General features: G+C 56.3%; 17 protein-coding genes and 1 riboswitch. Of the genes, 7 read left to right on the top strand and 10 right to left on the bottom strand.

Features of this window, described 5'->3' with window-relative positions:
• Window positions 1-6: 6 nt before the first annotated feature.
• Window positions 7-804 (bottom strand): 4,5-DOPA dioxygenase extradiol, encoded by a 798-nt coding sequence (gene ygiD, locus OOJ60_RS12855; protein ID WP_060570847.1) that lies wholly within the window; start codon window positions 802-804, stop codon window positions 7-9.
• Window positions 805-936: 132 nt separating this feature from the next.
• Here ygiD and zupT point away from each other — a divergent pair, with 132 nt between their 5' ends.
• Window positions 937-1,710 (top strand): zinc transporter ZupT, encoded by a 774-nt coding sequence (gene zupT / locus OOJ60_RS12860; protein ID WP_199957051.1) that lies wholly within the window; start codon window positions 937-939, stop codon window positions 1,708-1,710.
• Between the two features lie 21 nt (window positions 1,711-1,731).
• Here zupT and OOJ60_RS12865 read toward each other — a convergent pair whose 3' ends face one another.
• Both OOJ60_RS12865 and ribB read right to left on the bottom strand, forming a co-directional pair.
• Window positions 1,732-1,908 carry a hypothetical protein gene (locus OOJ60_RS12865; RefSeq protein WP_042289298.1) on the bottom strand — a complete coding sequence of 59 codons (177 nt, stop codon included), beginning with the start codon at window positions 1,906-1,908 and terminating at the stop codon, window positions 1,732-1,734.
• A gap of 210 nt (window positions 1,909-2,118) precedes the next feature.
• Window positions 2,119-2,772, bottom strand: coding sequence for a 3,4-dihydroxy-2-butanone-4-phosphate synthase (ribB, locus tag OOJ60_RS12870; protein WP_042289301.1), 654 nt, complete (start codon window positions 2,770-2,772; stop codon window positions 2,119-2,121).
• A gap of 105 nt (window positions 2,773-2,877) precedes the next feature.
• Window positions 2,878-3,083: riboswitch (FMN riboswitch) on the bottom strand.
• 132 nt (window positions 3,084-3,215) lie between these two features.
• On the opposite strand from ribB, the gene ubiK reads away from it, so the two are divergent.
• Window positions 3,216-3,518, top strand: coding sequence for a ubiquinone biosynthesis accessory factor UbiK (gene ubiK / locus OOJ60_RS12875; protein WP_042289303.1), 303 nt, complete (start codon window positions 3,216-3,218; stop codon window positions 3,516-3,518).
• A 34-nt stretch (window positions 3,519-3,552) separates the two neighbouring features.
• On the opposite strand, the gene glgS is transcribed toward ubiK, so the two are convergent.
• From glgS to OOJ60_RS12895, 4 genes are all read right to left on the bottom strand, one after another.
• On the bottom strand, window positions 3,553-3,759 hold the full coding sequence (glgS, locus tag OOJ60_RS12880) for a cell surface composition regulator GlgS (RefSeq protein WP_082636864.1): 207 nt from the start codon (window positions 3,757-3,759) through the stop codon (window positions 3,553-3,555).
• 167 nt (window positions 3,760-3,926) lie between these two features.
• Complete coding sequence (gene hldE, locus OOJ60_RS12885) at window positions 3,927-5,360, bottom strand: bifunctional D-glycero-beta-D-manno-heptose-7-phosphate kinase/D-glycero-beta-D-manno-heptose 1-phosphate adenylyltransferase HldE (protein WP_042289305.1); 1,434 nt, start codon at window positions 5,358-5,360, stop codon at window positions 3,927-3,929.
• A gap of 47 nt (window positions 5,361-5,407) precedes the next feature.
• Entirely contained in the window at window positions 5,408-8,236 is a 2,829-nt protein-coding gene (glnE, locus tag OOJ60_RS12890; protein WP_060570851.1) for a bifunctional [glutamate--ammonia ligase]-adenylyl-L-tyrosine phosphorylase/[glutamate--ammonia-ligase] adenylyltransferase, read from the bottom strand.
• A 105-nt stretch (window positions 8,237-8,341) separates the two neighbouring features.
• On the bottom strand, window positions 8,342-9,643 hold the full coding sequence (locus OOJ60_RS12895; protein WP_205612684.1) for a CYTH domain-containing protein: 1,302 nt from the start codon (window positions 9,641-9,643) through the stop codon (window positions 8,342-8,344).
• 240 nt (window positions 9,644-9,883) lie between these two features.
• Between OOJ60_RS12895 and OOJ60_RS12900 the strand changes: the two genes are divergently transcribed.
• Together OOJ60_RS12900 and OOJ60_RS12905 are read left to right on the top strand one after the other, a co-directional pair.
• Window positions 9,884-10,498, top strand: coding sequence for a TIGR04211 family SH3 domain-containing protein (locus OOJ60_RS12900; protein WP_042289312.1), 615 nt, complete (start codon window positions 9,884-9,886; stop codon window positions 10,496-10,498).
• 65 nt (window positions 10,499-10,563) lie between these two features.
• Window positions 10,564-11,805, top strand: a complete 1,242-nt coding sequence (locus OOJ60_RS12905) for a multifunctional CCA addition/repair protein (protein WP_181822081.1) — start codon at window positions 10,564-10,566, stop codon at window positions 11,803-11,805.
• A gap of 96 nt (window positions 11,806-11,901) precedes the next feature.
• Here OOJ60_RS12905 and bacA read toward each other — a convergent pair whose 3' ends face one another.
• A complete protein-coding gene (gene bacA, locus OOJ60_RS12910; RefSeq protein WP_042289318.1) occupies window positions 11,902-12,723 on the bottom strand; it encodes an undecaprenyl-diphosphate phosphatase in 822 nt (273 codons plus the stop codon).
• Window positions 12,724-12,815: 92 nt separating this feature from the next.
• Window positions 12,816-13,181 carry a bifunctional dihydroneopterin aldolase/7,8-dihydroneopterin epimerase gene (gene folB, locus OOJ60_RS12915; protein WP_042289321.1) on the bottom strand — a complete coding sequence of 122 codons (366 nt, stop codon included), beginning with the start codon at window positions 13,179-13,181 and terminating at the stop codon, window positions 12,816-12,818.
• A 106-nt stretch (window positions 13,182-13,287) separates the two neighbouring features.
• Between folB and plsY the strand changes: the two genes are divergently transcribed.
• A complete protein-coding gene (plsY, locus tag OOJ60_RS12920) occupies window positions 13,288-13,905 on the top strand; it encodes a glycerol-3-phosphate 1-O-acyltransferase PlsY (RefSeq protein WP_042289743.1) in 618 nt (205 codons plus the stop codon).
• Between the two features lie 30 nt (window positions 13,906-13,935).
• Here the strand turns inward: plsY and ttdR are convergent, their stop codons facing one another.
• Window positions 13,936-14,871: an L-tartrate utilization transcriptional activator TtdR gene (gene ttdR, locus OOJ60_RS12925; RefSeq protein ID WP_205612685.1), complete on the bottom strand. Its 936-nt coding sequence runs from the start codon at window positions 14,869-14,871 to the stop codon at window positions 13,936-13,938.
• Window positions 14,872-15,080: 209 nt separating this feature from the next.
• Here ttdR and ttdA point away from each other — a divergent pair, with 209 nt between their 5' ends.
• A complete protein-coding gene (gene ttdA / locus OOJ60_RS12930; protein ID WP_120714909.1) occupies window positions 15,081-15,992 on the top strand; it encodes a L(+)-tartrate dehydratase subunit alpha in 912 nt (303 codons plus the stop codon).
• Window positions 15,989-16,594 carry a L(+)-tartrate dehydratase subunit beta gene (ttdB, locus tag OOJ60_RS12935; protein ID WP_000722944.1) on the top strand — a complete coding sequence of 202 codons (606 nt, stop codon included), beginning with the start codon at window positions 15,989-15,991 and terminating at the stop codon, window positions 16,592-16,594. The genes ttdA and ttdB overlap by 4 nt, the downstream gene beginning before the upstream one ends.
• The last annotated feature ends 9 nt before the right edge of the window (window positions 16,595-16,603 follow it).

Raw genomic sequence — 16,603 nt, forward strand, 5'->3', positions numbered from 1 at the left:
AGCGCCTTATCCGGCCTGACCCACCTGTACCGACAGCATACTCAGACTGCCCATTTCGATCCCCTCTACGGGAAGGGTCACTGGCTCTTTACCATCCCATGCGCCCAATACATACAGTAACGGCAGGAAGTGATCCGGGGTTGGATTCGACAGCGGACCGCCTTCGTGGTCGAGATAGTTGACCAGCGGATGCCGTTCTGTCGGTCCCTGCCAGGTCAGATTCGCTTTAACAAAATCATTGAACGAGGTCGCCCACGGATAAGGCGCGTCGTCACCGTGCCAGCGGACAGTGCGCAAGTTATGCACCACATTACCGCTGGCTAGCAGCATAATTCCTTCGTCACGCAGCGCCGCCAGCTTACGTCCAATCTCAAAATGCCAGGCCGCCGGTTTGGTGCTGTCGACGCTCAACTGCACCATGGGAATATCGGCATTCGGATACATTTTGATCAACACGCCCCACGAACCATGGTCAAAACCCCAGGCCTCTTTATCGAGCGTAACCGGCACCGGCGCCAGAAGCTCCACCAGCCGCTGTGCCAGTTCCGGCGAACCGGGAGCCGGATAATGCGTGTCGTACAGCGCCTGCGGAAAACCGCCAAAATCATGAATCGTCTTTGGCGCGTCCATTGCGGTCACGCCAGTACCGCGCGTGTACCAGTGAGCGGACACCACCACAATCGCTTTCGGACGCGGCAGACGCTCCCCCAGTTGCTGCCAGGCGCGGGTATACAGATTATCTTCCAGCACGTTCATGGGGCTGCCGTGCCCCAAAAACAAAGCTGGCATACGAATTGAAGACATGATGATATCCTTACTCAGGGAGTCATTTTATGAGTCTTACCATACGCTCTTTCGATATATGAAGAACTCAGATAACCATGATGATGATCATCAGTTATTTTGAAGGTCAGGTGAATTTTTAAGGAGTTATTGATGTCAGTACCTTTACTTCTGACCTTACTGGCGGGCGCCGCCACGTTTATCGGCGCGTTTTTAGGCGTCCTGGGCCAGAAACCCTCGAACCGTCTGCTGGCGTTTTCACTCGGATTTGCCGCCGGGATCATGCTGCTCATCTCTTTAATGGAGATGCTGCCTGCGGCACTGGCCGCGGAAGGCATGTCGCCGCTTCTCGGCTACGGAATGTTTATTATCGGCCTGCTGGGCTATTTTGGCCTCGACCGTCTGCTACCACACGCTCATCCCCAGGATCTGGTACAAAAAACAACGCAGCCGCTTCCAGGTTCGATTAAGCGCACCGCTGTCCTGCTGACGCTCGGTATCAGTTTGCACAACTTTCCGGAGGGCATCGCCACTTACGTTACCGCCAGCAGTAACCTCGAACTTGGATTTGGCGTGGCGCTGGCCGTTGCCTTGCACAACATTCCTGAAGGGCTGGCGGTAGCCGGTCCGGTATACGCCGCGACAGGCTCGAAGCGAACGGCCGTCTTCTGGGCAGGCATTTCCGGCATGGCCGAAATTCTGGGCGGCGTTCTGGCATGGCTGATTCTCGGCAGCCTGGTTTCGCCTGTGGTCATGGCCGCCATTATGGCTGCAGTGGCGGGCATTATGGTGGCGCTGTCGGTCGATGAGCTGATGCCGCTGGCAAAAGAGATCGATCCAAATAACAACCCCAGTTACGGCGTTCTTTGCGGCATGTCAGTGATGGGGCTAAGCCTCGTCGTCCTTCAGACGATGGGGCTGGGATAACGCAGAAAGAGCAGGAAGCGACTATTCCTGCTCTTTAGTCAGAACACGCGTTTGTTCGTCCCGACGCAGCAATGTATTACGAATTTCCAGCAGCGCATCTCTGTCCTGGCGAAACGCTTTGCAGTAACGCTTCATATGGCAGAAATAGCCCACCACGACCAGTACAATTAGCACAATCCAATACCAGGCAATAAACATCCTTTTCCCTTTAAATTTAACATTAACAGATATTTAGCGTTAAAATTAACATACCTATTTTTAGGTATATTTATATACTGGCACAGTATGAAATCGAAATGATGATTTCGATCATAGAGAAAAAGGTTGGGTGTTTATTAACCGATAAGAAGGGCAAATAAGGGAAATTTGCCGGATAAGGTGCTTTAACCACTATCCGGCAAGGAGGTATTAGCTGGCTTTACGTTCGTGGGCCTGACGGTATGCCACCAGGTCTTCGATCGTCACTACCGCCATATTGTGTTTATTGGCAAAGTCGATGCACTCCGGCGCGCGCGCCATGCTGCCATCATCATTGGTCAGTTCACACAGCACGCCCGCAGGTTTGAAACCAGCCAGCGTCACCAGATCGATGGTCGCTTCAGTGTGGCCGCCACGGGTCAACACGCCGCCAGGCTGAGCACGCAGCGGGAAGACGTGTCCCGGACGATTCAGATCGGAAGGCTTCGCGCCATCGGCAATCGCCGCGCGCACGGTGGTGACGCGGTCAGCGGCGGAAACGCCGGTGGTCACGCCTTCAGCGGCTTCAATGGTCACGGTAAAACCGGTGCCGTAAGCGCTGGTGTTATTTTCCACCATCATCGGCAGATCGAGCTGCTTGCGGCGATCTTCGGTGATGCACAGGCAAACAATACCGCTGCCGTGACGAATGGTCAGCGCCATTTGTTCAACGGTCATGGTTTCTGCCGGGAAAATCATATCGCCTTCGTTTTCGCGATCTTCATCGTCAAGCACCATCACACCGCGGCCTTCGCGCAGCGCAGTCAGCGCATGTTCAACACGTTCGAAAGGCGTACCAAAAGAGGAAAGTAGCGTCTGATTCATGGTAAAAAAACCTCACTAAAATTATGGTTACCAGAATCAGGGCAGTCTTAGGAGTACCGACAAGCGGCAAAAAAATAACGTGAGCGGGTCCGTGCCCGACTGGATCGTTACTCTCTCCCATCCGGACTTTAACCGTCGGCCCCGGAATTACACCGGATCTGCTGACCTTCAAATTCGCATCTGAAGCGCTCGCGGGCTTTCAGCCGGTCCTTCAACTTTCACGCCGCTGCAGGATGAACTGCAACACGAAAAGTGATGAACATCGCTGATTTACCGCCGGTGGGGAATTTCGCCCCGCCCTGAGAATAAGCGGAATAACTATAACGCTATTGATTACCTTCATCAACGCCTTTACCCGCATAAGCTTCACACAATTCTGGTTTATGCCTTGCGCATATCGCACTACAATGTGCTTTAACACTTACCAGTTCAGGGAAACCACTATGATTGACCCGAAAAAAATTGAGCAGATCGCTCGCCAGGTTCACGAGTCGATGCCGAAAGGGATCCGGGAGTTCGGGGAAGATGTCGAGAAAAAGATCCGTCAGACGCTGCAGTCTCAGTTGACGCGTCTCGATCTGGTGAGCCGCGAAGAGTTTGACGTGCAGACGCAGGTGCTGTTGCGTACCCGTGAAAAGCTGGCGCTGCTTGAACAGCGGTTGAGCGAGCTGGAAGCGCGTCAGAGCGGTATCAGCGACGAAGTCAAACCCGCGCCTGCCATCCCGCCGGTAGAACCGCAGGAGTAAAAACAGCAACGGGCCGCAAGGCCCGTTGAGTCGTTTAGTGTTCCACTTCTAATTTTCTCGCTTGCATCGCCTGCTGACAGTAGTGTGCATAGCGTTTGCAAAACCAACTGCGGTGCTCCTCATCCATATTGCCTGTCACGGCCTGGATATCCACCGGGCGACCTTCAGCCTGCATTCTGGCAAAACTGCGCGCCAGGAAATCAAAATTGTTCAACGAATAAACCGTGTTGTTCATCAGCATACCCTCCAGTTTGTGAAACTCTGCTAAGGCCATATGCTTTTTCTGATTTCAGTATTTACCCGTCCCGGTGACGGGTTTGTACATAATGTGCGCAATTAAGATGCCGGATATCACACTTTGGCAAGTTACCCGCCAGCGTGGCGTTTATCCGGCGCAGGGCAGCGCTTTTAGTTATCGCTCTCTTTCTGGATTTTTTTAATGATATTGGTGGTTGAGCAACCGTCTTCGAAGTTCAGTACCAACACTTCGCCGCCGTTGGCCCACACTTCTTCGCTGCCGGCGATCTCTTCTGGCTTATAGTCGCCGCCCTTCACCAGCAGATCCGGCAAGATCCCCGCAATCAGGCGCTGCGGCGTGTCTTCTTCAAACGACACCACCCAGTCCACCGCTTCCAGCGCGCCGAGAACGATCATGCGCTGCTCAAGCGGGTTCACCGGCCGCGTTTCGCCTTTCAGGCGTTTGGTTGACGCATCGCTGTTCACCGCGACAATCAGGCGATCGCCCAGTTTGCGCGCATTCGCGAGATACGACACATGCCCTGCGTGCAGAATATCGAACACGCCATTGGTCATCACCACTTTTTCACCGCGTTTACGCGCGGCGGCGACGGCGACCTTCAGTTCGTCTTCGGTCATCACGCCAAAGCCCGTTTCCGCACGGCCACGCACCGCGTTTTCCAGTTCGATCGGCGAAACGGTAGACGTCCCCAGCTTACCGACCACGACGCCTGCCGCCGCGTTGGCAAAGAAACAGGCTTCTTCCAGACTGTTGCCTGCGGCAAGCGTAGCAGCCAGTACGCCAATCACGGTGTCGCCAGCGCCGGTCACGTCATACACTTCCTGCGCCTGGGTCGGCATATGCAGCGGCGCCTTGCCTGGCTGCAGCAGCGTCATCCCCTGCTCGGAGCGGGTCACCAGCAGCGCGGACAGTTCAAAATCGGCGATCAGCTTCATGCCGCGCTCAACAATGTCTTCTTCGCTTTTACATTTCCCGGCCACCGCTTCGAACTCAGAGAGGTTCGGCGTCAGCAGGGTCGCGCCGCGGTAGCGCTCAAAATCGGTGCCTTTCGGGTCGATCAGTACCGGAACGCCCGCTTTACGCGCCAGCGCAATCATCTGCTGAACGCTGGCCAGCGCGCCTTTGGCGTAGTCGGAGAGCACCAACGCGCCAATGGAACTCAGCGCCTGGTTAATACGCTCGTGAAGCGGTTGCGGATCGACACCCTCGAAGCCTTCTTCAAAATCCAGACGAATCAGTTGCTGGTTACGCGAAAGCACGCGCAGTTTGGTGATAGTGGGATGGGTCGGTACAGAAACAAAGTCGCATTTCACATTCACATCGGCCAGCGTTTTGCTCAGCGCACGCGCCGCGTCGTCTATACCGGTTAACCCGACCAGACGGGAGTTTGCCCCCAGAGAGGCAATATTCATCGCCACGTTCGCCGCACCGCCCGGACGCTCTTCGATGGTATCCACTTTGACCACAGGCACCGGCGCTTCCGGCGAAATACGGCTGGTTGGCCCATACCAGTAGCGATCCAGCATGACATCGCCAACAACCAAAACTCCTGCACGTTCAAACTCTGGCAGCGTTACTTTCATTCCTGTCTCCTGAGAGATTCAAAATTTGCGCGCGATAATAGCACACTTCAAACGGCGACCAGCCACTTCCGCCAGCTTGCCCGCACCAGCGCGCGTTCGGCTTCAAAGCAGGTTTGCGCCACATGGCCCGGCAGTTCCTGTAAAGCCAGGTGATGCAGCTCATCGCGCAGCGTGGTATAGGCGCGGGTCAGCGCCATCGCCTCCTGCTCATCCATAATGTCGTTCTGCGCTAACAGCTCCAGTATCCGCACGTTATCCGACCAGCGCGTCAGCTTCGGTTTGTCGTGTGCATAGCGCAGCACCAGATACTGCGTAATAAATTCGATGTCGGTGATCCCGCCTTCATCTGCTTTGATGTCAAAACGATCGCGATGTTTATTGCCCAGATGAGCACGCATTTTTTCGCGCATTTCGCGCACTTCGGTTTGCAACGTGGCGCCGTCGCGCGGCAGGGTCACGATCTCGCGGCGTACCGCGTCAAACTGTGCGGTGAGCTGCGGGTCGCCGTAGACCACGCGGGCGCGGACCAGCGCCTGATGTTCCCAGGTCCAGGCCTCGTTTTTCTGGTAATCCGCGAAAGCCTCGGCGGAGGTCACCAGCATCCCCGCCGCGCCGGACGGGCGCAAACGCGCGTCCACTTCATACAAAATGCCGGAAGACGTCCGCGTGCTGAACAGGTGCATAATGCGCTGCGCCAGGCGCAGATAAAACTGTCGTCCGTCGATTTCGCGATCGCCGTCGGTCATTACGTCAACCGGACAGTCGTGCAGGAAGATGAGATCGAGATCGGAACTGTAGCCCAGTTCCCAGCCGCCCAGTTTACCGTAGCCTACCACCGCGAAACCGCGCCCTTCGCGATCCGCCAGATGTCCCGGCTGTCCGTAGCGCGCCACCATCTGTAGCCACGCCTGCTGCACCACGGCGTCTATCATCGCTTCCGCAAGCCAGGTCAGGTGATCGCTGACCTTCATCACCGGCAGCGTTCCGGCGATATCCGCGGCGGCAATACGCAGCAGCTGCGTCTGCTTAAACTGGCGCAGCGCCTCCAGTTGCTGTTCTTCGTCATCTTCCGGCACGCGCAGCAGATATTGCCGCAGTTCATCACGGTAGGCGTCGGTCGCGGTGGGCTGGTAGAGCGTGTTCGGGTCAAGCAATTCGTCGAGCAACAGCGGGTAACGGGCAAGCTGGCTGGCGACCATCGGCGAGGCGGCGCATAGCGAAATGAGATGCTTCAGCGCGCCGGGGAATTCGCTCAGCAGCTCGAGATAAGTCGTGCGCGTGACGATCCCCACCAGCAGCGGCGTGATGCGTGACAGCGGGACGGAGGCATCCTGACGGACGCAGACATCGCTCAGCAGATGCGGCATCAGATGATCAAGCACCTGTCGCCCACGCGGCCCAATGGTGCGTTTATCAAGCTCTTTACGGAAGTCGGTAATCAGGGCCAGTACCCGGGTCCGGTCTTCGTCGGTCAGGTGAGCCAGGACCGGCGGCGTGTCGTCTTCCTGTAGCGCGTCCTGCCAGAGCTCGCGCCATTGCTCCGAAAGCGTATCTTCCTGCGTTTCGCTTTCATCATCGCCAATCAGTTCATTAAAGACGCGACGGACATTGGCCATATGCGTGTCCAGGATGTCGGTCAGTTGCTGCCAGTCATCCGCATTCATCCCCCACGCCAGACGCGCGCGGTTCAGTTCATCGCCCGGTAACGTTTGGGTCTGTTCGTCGTTAATGCTTTGCAGCAGGTTTTCCAGACGGCGGAGGAACAGATAAGCCGAGCGCAACTGGCTCGCATCGTTATCCGGCAACAAATGCAGCGCGGCGATGGCCTGTAAAGTGGGAAGCAAAGCGCGGGACTGCAACGACGGTTCGCGCCCTCCGCGAATAAGCTGGAAAACCTGAACGATAAATTCAATTTCACGAATACCGCCCGCGCCGAGTTTGATGTTGTCTTTCAGCCCGCGACGACGCACTTCCCGGGCAATCATGCCTTTCATGTTGCGCAGTGACTGAATCACGCTGAAATCAATGTAGCGACGGAACACGAACGGACGCAACATGGCGCGCAGTTCGTCAACGTAGCGGCCCTCTGTCTCGCCCATGATACGCGCCTTCACCATCGCGTAGCGTTCCCAGTCACGCCCCTGCTCCTGATAATAATCTTCCAGCGCGGCAAAGCTCAGTACCAGCGGACCGCTGTCGCCAAACGGTCGCAGGCGCATATCCACCCGATAAACGAAGCCGTCCTGCGTGGGCTGATCGAGCACTTTGATCAGCCGCTGGCCCATGCGGGTGAAGAACTGCGCGTTATCCAGTTCGCGACGACCACCCCGGGTGGCGCCGTGTTCCGGCCAGGCGAAAATGAGATCGATATCCGAGGAAAAATTCAGCTCGCCGCCGCCCAGTTTGCCCATGCCTAAGATCAGCAGCGGCTGTGGGATGCCCTCCGGGTTACACGGCGTCCCCCACTCACGGCAGCAGGCGTCATACAGCCAGTCGCGCGCGCTGACAATCAAGGTCTCCGCCAGCTGGCTGAGCTGCTGTAAAACCGCAGTATCTTCAATCAGCGAGAGCGCCTGGGCCCAGGCTATCCGCACCATAATACGACGACGAAACAGGCGCAGCTCCCGCATTAGCGCCGCTTCGTCATTCACCTCAGCCAGCGCCGTGTGTAGCCATTCGCCGTAGCGCTGCCATTCGTCCGCCTGCGGCGGCGCATTTTCCAGCCCGCTCAGCCAGTGGGGATGGGCAATAACGCTGTCCCGCACAAAGTCGCTGAATGTGAGCACTGACTTCGCTTGTACGCTAAGCGTAGCGTCAGGCAATTGTTCAGCAACGGTTTGCCAGTACTGCTGTAACGGTGAAGAGAGCGGCTTCATGAAAGGGTTCCTTGTAACGTTGCCGGATGGCGGCGTTCGCCAGAGCCGGCCTACAACGACGCAGCGCCAACAGGCAATCACTTCTGCGTTCGGGAATGACGCGGTTTACCGTTTTCCGCTGTGCAACCAGAACGGCGCCTGGTTTATCGCTTCATTGCGGAAATGTTCAATTTCAATACGCTGTCGGGTGGCGATGGCGTGATGCAGCCCCTGCCAGTTTTCCAGCCACGCCTGCGCCACTACAGCATCGTAATACCCGGCCAGCAGTAGCACAGTGTCGATATCACGACGTAAGCGCGGCAGTTGATCCTGATACTGGTCGCCTAACGGCTGAGCAAACACGCTTTTCAGTTCAGCGGCGGTACGTGAAAGATGGATATCCGCGAAACGCTTAAAGGAATCGGCCATTTTGGCCTGTGCTTTAGCATCCAGAAACTGCTGCCAGGCTTTGGTGACCAGCCACTCCGTCAGCGCCAGTTTTGCCATTGCGGTTTGCGGGGTATACACCGCCGTCACGGCAGAGACCGCCGAGGCCAGGGTAGCCTCAGACTGGGTTAACAAATCTCGTAAGTGAGTGCTCGCTTTACGCGGAACGATACCACCGAACAGGGTAAGCGTATGGCGCACCAGCCCCATCGCCGCAGACACCTCCGCTTTCGCCGACTCCACGCCGCGCAGCCACAGTTCCTCGTGGTACTGCCACTGCGCTAAGGCCAGCTCCATCGCCGCTTCCAGCCCCTGCTCAACGCTGGCTTTTGCGGGCAAGGTTAGTACTGTGGTCGGTTTGATCTCGCGCCGGGCGTTTCCCTGAGCCAGGTGATAACCTCGCGCCGCCTTACTCAGGCTGCCCTGACGCAATCCCGCCTGGCTCACCAGTTGATTAGCCAGCTTCAGCACCGCCCGGGTGTCGCCGCTCAGCAGTTCAAGCTCCAGCTCGCAAAGAGGTTCGGTAAATTCGCCGGCCTTAACCTCTCCGAGATCGAGCGCAATTTCAATCTGGCTGCCGTCAATTTCCAGCAGCCATTTCTCGCGATCAAAATCGGTACTGAACAATGGCTGCACGCGGGAAGCGAGATCGGCAGGCAGCTCGCCGTTCGGCCACACTGTCTGCGGAAGTTGCGCTAAATCGAGCGTAGGTTCGCTAAGCGGAATATTATATTCCGGACGCTGATGCAAACCGCCGACCACCCGCCCGGCGATTTTCAGGGTCATTTCATAGCGGCCATTCTCGCCGCGAATGCGTAACCCCATATCGTGGCTGCGTAGCCAGTTATCCGCCGTCTCGTAGTAAATGTTCAGCAGCTTGCTGGGCGCGTGATGTTCGCCGCCAAGCGTATTCAGATGGTCGCGCAGTGCGTCAACCGCATCGTGATTAACGATAAATTTTAATTCGATTTCCTGAGCCATGGCCTTGTACTTAGGGTTATGTCACAGTTGAAGGGATCGACTGCGAACTTCGTGCGTTACTGAGTGTCAGTAGATAGTATTTTGCGCCAAATTGCCATGCAACGAGCAATTTGACGGGCGTAAAAGTTTGACGTAGTGGCGAAGCTGACACAGATGATTCCGATTGATGTCGAATGCTTTGCGTAGAGACACTGATCCCACTACTATCGTTCCACTTTCTATGACAATAACGACAGCCTGATGCCAAAATTACGCCTGATTGGACTAACTTTACTTGCACTTAGCGCCACTGCCGTCTCCCACGCAGAAGAAACGCGCTATGTCTCTGATGAACTAAGCACCTGGGTCCGCAGCGGTCCGGGAGATAACTATCGCCTCGTCGGCACCATGAACGCCGGCGAACAGGTCACCTTGTTACAGACCGACAATAATTACGGCCAGGTCAAAGACAGCACCGGTCGCACTGCCTGGATCCCGCTGAAAGAGCTGAACACCTCGCCCAGCCTGCGCACCCGCGTACCGGATCTGGAAAATCAGGTCAAAACCCTGACCGATAAGCTGACCAACATTGACACCACCTGGAATCAGCGGACAGCCGACATGCAGCAAAAGGTCGCGCAGAGCGACAGCGTGATCAACGGCCTGAAAGAAGAAAACCAGAAGCTGAAAAACGAGCTGATTGTGGCGCAGAAGAAGGTCAGCGCCGCAAATCTGCAGCTTGATGACAAGCAGCGTACCATCATCATGCAATGGTTTATGTATGGCGGCGGCGTGCTCGGTCTCGGCCTGCTGCTCGGTCTGGTGCTGCCGCATATGATCCCAAGCCGCAAACGCAAAGACCGCTGGATGAACTAAATCGCCTTCTCCGCCACACTGTCATATCATTAAGAAAGTGTATTTCTCAGGAGAGGTGGTGTGGCGTGAAGATTTATCTGGTCGGTGGTGCGGTTAGGGATACGTTGTTAGGGCTACCGGTCAAAGATAAAGATTGGGTGGTGGTAGGCGCCACACCACAGCAAATGCTCGACGCGGGCTACCAGCAGGTAGGCCGCGATTTTCCTGTTTTTCTCCATCCTCAAACACACGAAGAGTACGCCCTTGCGCGCACCGAACGTAAATCCGGTTCCGGTTATACCGGATTCACCTGCTACGCGGCGCCGGACGTCACGCTGGAAGATGACCTACAGCGCCGCGACCTGACCATTAACGCCCTGGCGCAGGATGATGACGGCGCTATCGTCGATCCGTATCACGGACGCGCCGATCTGAAAAACCGCCTGTTGCGCCACGTCTCGCCGGCTTTCAGTGAAGATCCGCTCCGCGTCCTTCGCGTGGCGCGCTTTGCCGCCCGCTATGCGCATCTCAGCTTTCGCATTGCCGACGAAACCATGGCGCTAATGCGCGACATGACCCACGCCGGAGAGCTGGAGCACCTGACGCCTGAGCGCGTGTGGAAAGAGACCGAAAACGCGTTAACCACCCGTAACCCGCAGGTCTATTTTCAGGTCCTGCGCGACTGTGGCGCGCTGCGCGTGCTGTTCCCGGAGGTGGATGCGCTGTTTGGCGTTCCCGCGCCAGCGAAATGGCACCCGGAAATCGATACCGGCGTTCACACGCTCATGACGCTGTCGATGGCGGCGATGCTCAGCCCGGAGGTGGACATCCGTTTCGCCACCCTGTGCCATGACCTGGGAAAAGGGTTGACTCCGCCAGCGCTTTGGCCGCGTCATCACGGTCATGGTCCGGCGGGGGTAAAGCTGGTGGCGCAGTTGTGTCAGCGTCTGCGGGTACCGAACGAAATCCGCGATCTGGCAAAGCTGGTGGCGGAGTTTCACGATCTCATTCATACCTTTCCGATACTGCAGCCTAAGACCATTGTAAAGCTGTTCGACGCGATCGACGCCTGGCGTAAACCGCAGCGCGTGGAGCAGATAGCCCTCACCAGCGAGGCTGACGTACGCGGGCGTACTGGCTTTGAAGCGGCGGATTATCCGCAGGGTCGTCTGCTGCGCGAAGCGTGGCAGGTAGCGCAGTCGGTACCGACAAAAGAGGTTGTGGAGGCCGGATTTAAAGGCGCAGAGATCCGCGAAGAGTTGACGAAGCGGCGAATTGCGGCGGTCGCCAGTTGGAAAGAGACGCGCTGCCCGAAACCCGCCAGCTAAACGGCCCGTGCCGGCAGCGCTACCGCTGACCGGCCTGTGGACAGACGTGCGTGGTTGGCCGGATAAGGCATAGCCGCCATCCGGCACGGTGAATCATCAGAAGAACACCACGTAAACCGCGGCTGCAACGATAAAGCGATAAATCGCAAACGGAATGAACGAGATTCGTTTGATCAGTTGCAGGAAGGTTTTAATGGCGATCAGCGCAACCACAAACGCCGTCACGAAACCGACGGCAAACATCGGAATATCGGCGGCGGTCAGGAACGACCAGCTTTTGTAGAGGTCCAGCACCGTTGCGCCCATCATCATCGGCACCGCCAGCAGGAACGAGAACTCCGACGCCGCATAACGGCTCACGCCCATCAGCATCCCGCCGGAAATGGTCGCGCCGGAACGGGAAAAGCCCGGCCACAGCGCCAGACACTGGAAGCAGCCAATCATAAACGCCTGTCGGTAAGTCATATCGTCCAGCCCCGGCGCGCGCGGTTCTTTCGGCTTCAGGCATTCGGCGGCAATCAACAGTAAACCGCCCACCACCAGCGCATACATCACGTTAATGGGGTTAAACAGTGATTTTATCGTATCGTGAAACACCAACCCGAGCACCACTGCGGGGATCATCCCAAGCAGAATGTGAATGAGCGTTAACCGCCCTTTACTTTCCCCTTCGCGCTGCAACGGACGGCCAAAATGAATCCCGATCAGGCCGAACAACCGCCGCCAGAACATCACGACCACCGCCAGAATCGACCCAAGCTGGATCACCACTTCAAAGGTCTTTGCCGTATCACCCTCAAACCCCAGCAGATGGCCAACGATAATCATATGGCCCGTACTGGAAACCGGCAAAAACTCCGTCAATCCTTCGACCACACCCAAAATTGCCGCTATCAGCAGCGAGTGCATATCGCTCATCAATAAACCCCTAAATAGAAAAACTACCGCAAAAAAAAGTTCCCGCTGTAAGACTCTTTTATATCCGTTTGGTTTAACAATGATGAAGTTAATTATTTTCCTTTCAGATTATGGCTACGCTCGACAATCACGCCCACGTTCGCCGCGCGCGCGACCGCGCCGGGCTTACTGAGCTTGATTCGCACCCACGGTGAATGGAAGCGTCCCAGCAGGAGATCCGCGACCTCTTCCGCGACGCGTTCCACCAGCGCAAAGCGCCTGCCTTCAACGTGCGCGATCACGGTTTCGGCGATATCCGCATAGCTCAGACAGTCGGCGACATCGTCGCTTTTTGCCGCTTTCCGGTTGTCCCACGCCATTTCGATATCGAACACCAGCTTTTGCTCGATGGTCTGTTCCCAGTCGTAAACACCAATGGTGGTGATTACCGAAAGTTGCTCTATAAATACAATATCCATCACGACCTGCCCGCTTTTTGGCTAACCCGGATACCACTTCCGGCGAAATATGCGTATTATCCACAGAAGTAGCGTTTTACACGACATTTTCAAAACGGAACAGCTTATGAGTGCAATCGCGCCTGGAATGATCCTCATCGCGTACCTCTGCGGCTCCATTTCCAGTGCCATTCTGGTCTGCCGCATTGCTGGCTTGCCCGACCCGCGTAGCAGCGGATCCGGCAATCCTGGCGCGACCAATGTGTTACGAATCGGTGGCAAGGGAGCAGCCGCAGCGGTGCTGATTTTCGACGTCCTGAAAGGGATGTTGCCCGTCTGGGGCGCATACGCGTTGGGCGTAACCCCCTTCTGGCTGGGCCTGATCGCCATTGCCGCCTGTCTGGGCCATATCTGGCCGGTCTTCTTTGGGTTTAAAGGCGGGAAAGGCGTGGCGACGGCATTCGGCGCTATTGCCCCTATCGGCTGGGATTTAACCGGCGTGATGGCGGGCACCTGGTTGCTCACGGTGCTGCTGAGCGGTTATTCGTCGCTGGGCGCCATCGTCAGCGCGCTGATCGCGCCGTTCTACGTCTGGTGGTTTAAACCTCAGTTCACCTTCCCGGTTTCGATGCTGTCGTGCCTGATCCTGCTGCGCCATCACGACAACATTCAGCGACTGTGGCGTCGTCAGGAGACAAAGATCTGGACGAAGCTGAAGAAAAAACGCGAAAAAGATCCGCAATAGCGTTTTCACCTCGCCGGAAGGCTATCGGGTTCACCACGTCACCCGATAACCTTCATTCGGTCTGCCCAACCGCTGCTGACACCACGCCGCCAGAAACTCCACGCAGACCCGAAGCTTCACGCTGCGATATAGCGGCTCCTGATACACCGCCCAGATATTGGCGCTCTGCGCATAGTCCGGCAGCACCCGCACCAGTTTGCCGCTCGCCAGAAACGGCTGCACATCCCACTCGGATCGCAGCATGATCCCCTTGCCCTCCAGCGCCCATTGCAGCACAATTTCCCCGCTGTTCGACGAGAGATGCCCGCTCACCTTGACCGATTTTTTCTCCTCGCCGTTTCCCAGCTCCCATATTCCGTGCGTCATATCGCGCTCTTTCGTGATCAGGCAATCGTGACGGCTTAATTCCTGGAGGGTTGTCGGTTCTGAATATTTTTCGAGATAAGACGGCGCGGCGCACAATATTCTTTTATTCTTTGTTAACAAGTGTGCAATATAATAGTCTGGAATTACATCGTTAATACGAATATCGAGATCGATATTATCCTGCACCAAATCAATTTGCCGATCGAACAGTTCAAAATGCACCTGTAACTCAGGGTAATTGCGCATCAACTCGGTAATAGCCGGGGCAATATGGCTACGCCCGAAACCAAAGCTACAGCCGATACGAATCATGCCTTCCGGACGGGTTTTAATTTGCGTCACCTCATCCACCAGAAGCTGATAGCGGGTCAACACCTCCAGCGCATGTTCATAACATTTTTGCCCACTCTCGGTCAGCGCCACGCCGCGTGCCGAACGATTCAGCAGCGTGGCGGCGAGAGTGGATTCCAGGATCTGCACCCGCTTGGTCACAAACGCCGGGGTTTGTCCGAGCGCCGCAGCCGCCGCGCTGAAGCTTCCCGTATGAACAATTTCAACCAGCACCTGCAGATCTTTCGCTAAAGGGTATGTGTTCAGCATATTCGGGCACCCATGAAGATAATACCGGCAGTGTAATTCCCTTACTGTCGCTATTCCCTGCCCTTGCTCAATTTTCGCTGATTTTTCACATCATGATTCACGAACTGTTAATTACATATACACAGTGGCAAAAAATATAAAACCCTATTTTTAGTGGTAGTTTGTTTCCCAGAATGTCTTTCCAGACAAATAAAAGCACTGGAGTTGTCATGATGAGCAATGAAAATAAACAAAAAGCGATAAATACGCTGACGGAAATTGTCGCCGGGTTTACGGCAATGATTTCCACCCGGATGCCCGACGACGTCGTGGATAAATTAAAACAGCTGCGCGATGCTGAAACCTCGTCGATGGGAAAAATCATCTATCACACGATGTTCGACAACATGCAGAAAGCGATCGACTTGAACCGTCCGGCCTGTCAGGACACCGGCGAGATCATGTTCTTCGTCAAGGTCGGCTCCCGCTTCCCGCTCCTGGGCGAACTGCAGGCCATTCTGAAGCAGGCCGTGGAAGACGCGACCGTGAAAGCCCCACTTCGTCATAACGCGGTGGAAATTTTTGACGAAGTCAACACCGGCAAAAACACCGGCAGCGGCGTGCCGTGGGTGACATGGGACATTATCCCCGACGGCGACGACGCCGAAATAGAAGTCTATATGGCAGGCGGCGGCTGTACCCTGCCGGGGCGCTCAAAAGTGTTGATGCCGTCCGAAGGCTACGAAGGCGTTGTTAAGTTCGTGTTTGAAAATATCTCCACGCTGGCGGTAAACGCCTGTCCGCCGGTGCTGGTGGGCGTGGGGATCGCCACTTCCGTAGAAACCGCCGCGGTATTGTCGCGCAAAGCGATTCTGCGCCCCATCGGCACCCGCCATCCAAATCCCAAAGCGGCTGAACTGGAACTGCGTCTGGAAGAAGGATTGAACCGACTGGGGATCGGCCCGCAGGGGTTAACGGGCAACAGCTCCGTCATGGGCGTACACATTGAATCCGCCGCGCGTCACCCCTCGACTATCGGGGTGGCCGTCTCCACCGGCTGCTGGGCGCACCGTCGCGGTACGCTGCTGGTGCATGCCGATCTCTCCTTCGAAAACCTGTCTCATACCCGGAGCGCGCTATGAAAAAGATCCTGACGACCCCGATCAAGGCCGAAGACCTGGAGGATATCCGCGTTGGTGATGTGATCTATCTGACCGGCACGCTGGTCACCTGCCGCGACGTCTGCCATCGCCGCCTGATCGAACTCAAGCGCCCGATCCCTTACGACCTGAACGGTAAAGCCATTTTCCACGCCGGGCCGATCGTGCGCAAAAACGGTGAAAAATGGGAGATGGTTTCCGTCGGCCCGACCACCAGCATGCGCATGGAGGCGTTTGAAAAAGAGTTCATCGAGCAGACCGGCGTCAAACTGGTGGTTGGCAAAGGCGGCATGGGGCCATTGACCGAAGAAGGCTGCCAGAAATTCAAGGCGCTGCACGTGATTTTCCCCGCAGGCTGCGCGGTGCTGGCAGCTACGCAGGTGGAAGAGATAGAGGAAGTCCACTGGACGGAACTCGGCATGCCGGAATCCCTGTGGGTGTGTCGGGTGAAGGAGTTCGGTCCGCTGATCGTCTCTATCGACACCCACGGCAATAACCTGATCGCCGAGAACAAAAAGCAGTTCGCCGAGCGTCGTGGTCCGATCGTCGACGAAATTTGCGAGCACGTTCACTACATCAAATAACCCTTCCGG

The organism is Citrobacter sp. R4 (genome assembly GCF_026719175.1).
GTDB classification, from domain to species: Bacteria; Pseudomonadota; Gammaproteobacteria; order Enterobacterales; family Enterobacteriaceae; genus Citrobacter_A; species Citrobacter_A sedlakii.

What these genes read in the sequence shown, in the direction of transcription:
- bacA (WP_042289318.1), bottom strand. Translation starts at nt 12,723, where the DNA reads ATGAGCGATATGCACTCGCTGCTGATAGCGGCAATTTTGGGTGTGGTC.
- hldE (WP_042289305.1), bottom strand. Translation starts at nt 5,360, where the DNA reads ATGAAAGTAACGCTGCCAGAGTTTGAACGTGCAGGAGTTTTGGTTGTT.
- OOJ60_RS12895 (WP_205612684.1), bottom strand. Translation starts at nt 9,643, where the DNA reads ATGGCTCAGGAAATCGAATTAAAATTTATCGTTAATCACGATGCGGTT.
- folB (WP_042289321.1), bottom strand. Translation starts at nt 13,181, where the DNA reads ATGGATATTGTATTTATAGAGCAACTTTCGGTAATCACCACCATTGGT.
- ttdR (WP_205612685.1), bottom strand. Translation starts at nt 14,871, where the DNA reads ATGCTGAACACATACCCTTTAGCGAAAGATCTGCAGGTGCTGGTTGAA.
- ubiK (WP_042289303.1), top strand. Translation starts at nt 3,216, where the DNA reads ATGATTGACCCGAAAAAAATTGAGCAGATCGCTCGCCAGGTTCACGAG.
- zupT (WP_199957051.1), top strand. Translation starts at nt 937, where the DNA reads ATGTCAGTACCTTTACTTCTGACCTTACTGGCGGGCGCCGCCACGTTT.
- ttdA (WP_120714909.1), top strand. Translation starts at nt 15,081, where the DNA reads ATGATGAGCAATGAAAATAAACAAAAAGCGATAAATACGCTGACGGAA.
- glgS (WP_082636864.1), bottom strand. Translation starts at nt 3,759, where the DNA reads ATGCTGATGAACAACACGGTTTATTCGTTGAACAATTTTGATTTCCTG.
- ygiD (WP_060570847.1), bottom strand. Translation starts at nt 804, where the DNA reads ATGTCTTCAATTCGTATGCCAGCTTTGTTTTTGGGGCACGGCAGCCCC.
- glnE (WP_060570851.1), bottom strand. Translation starts at nt 8,236, where the DNA reads ATGAAGCCGCTCTCTTCACCGTTACAGCAGTACTGGCAAACCGTTGCT.
- plsY (WP_042289743.1), top strand. Translation starts at nt 13,288, where the DNA reads ATGAGTGCAATCGCGCCTGGAATGATCCTCATCGCGTACCTCTGCGGC.
- OOJ60_RS12865 (WP_042289298.1), bottom strand. Translation starts at nt 1,908, where the DNA reads ATGTTTATTGCCTGGTATTGGATTGTGCTAATTGTACTGGTCGTGGTG.
- OOJ60_RS12900 (WP_042289312.1), top strand. Translation starts at nt 9,884, where the DNA reads ATGCCAAAATTACGCCTGATTGGACTAACTTTACTTGCACTTAGCGCC.
- ribB (WP_042289301.1), bottom strand. Translation starts at nt 2,772, where the DNA reads ATGAATCAGACGCTACTTTCCTCTTTTGGTACGCCTTTCGAACGTGTT.
- ttdB (WP_000722944.1), top strand. Translation starts at nt 15,989, where the DNA reads ATGAAAAAGATCCTGACGACCCCGATCAAGGCCGAAGACCTGGAGGAT.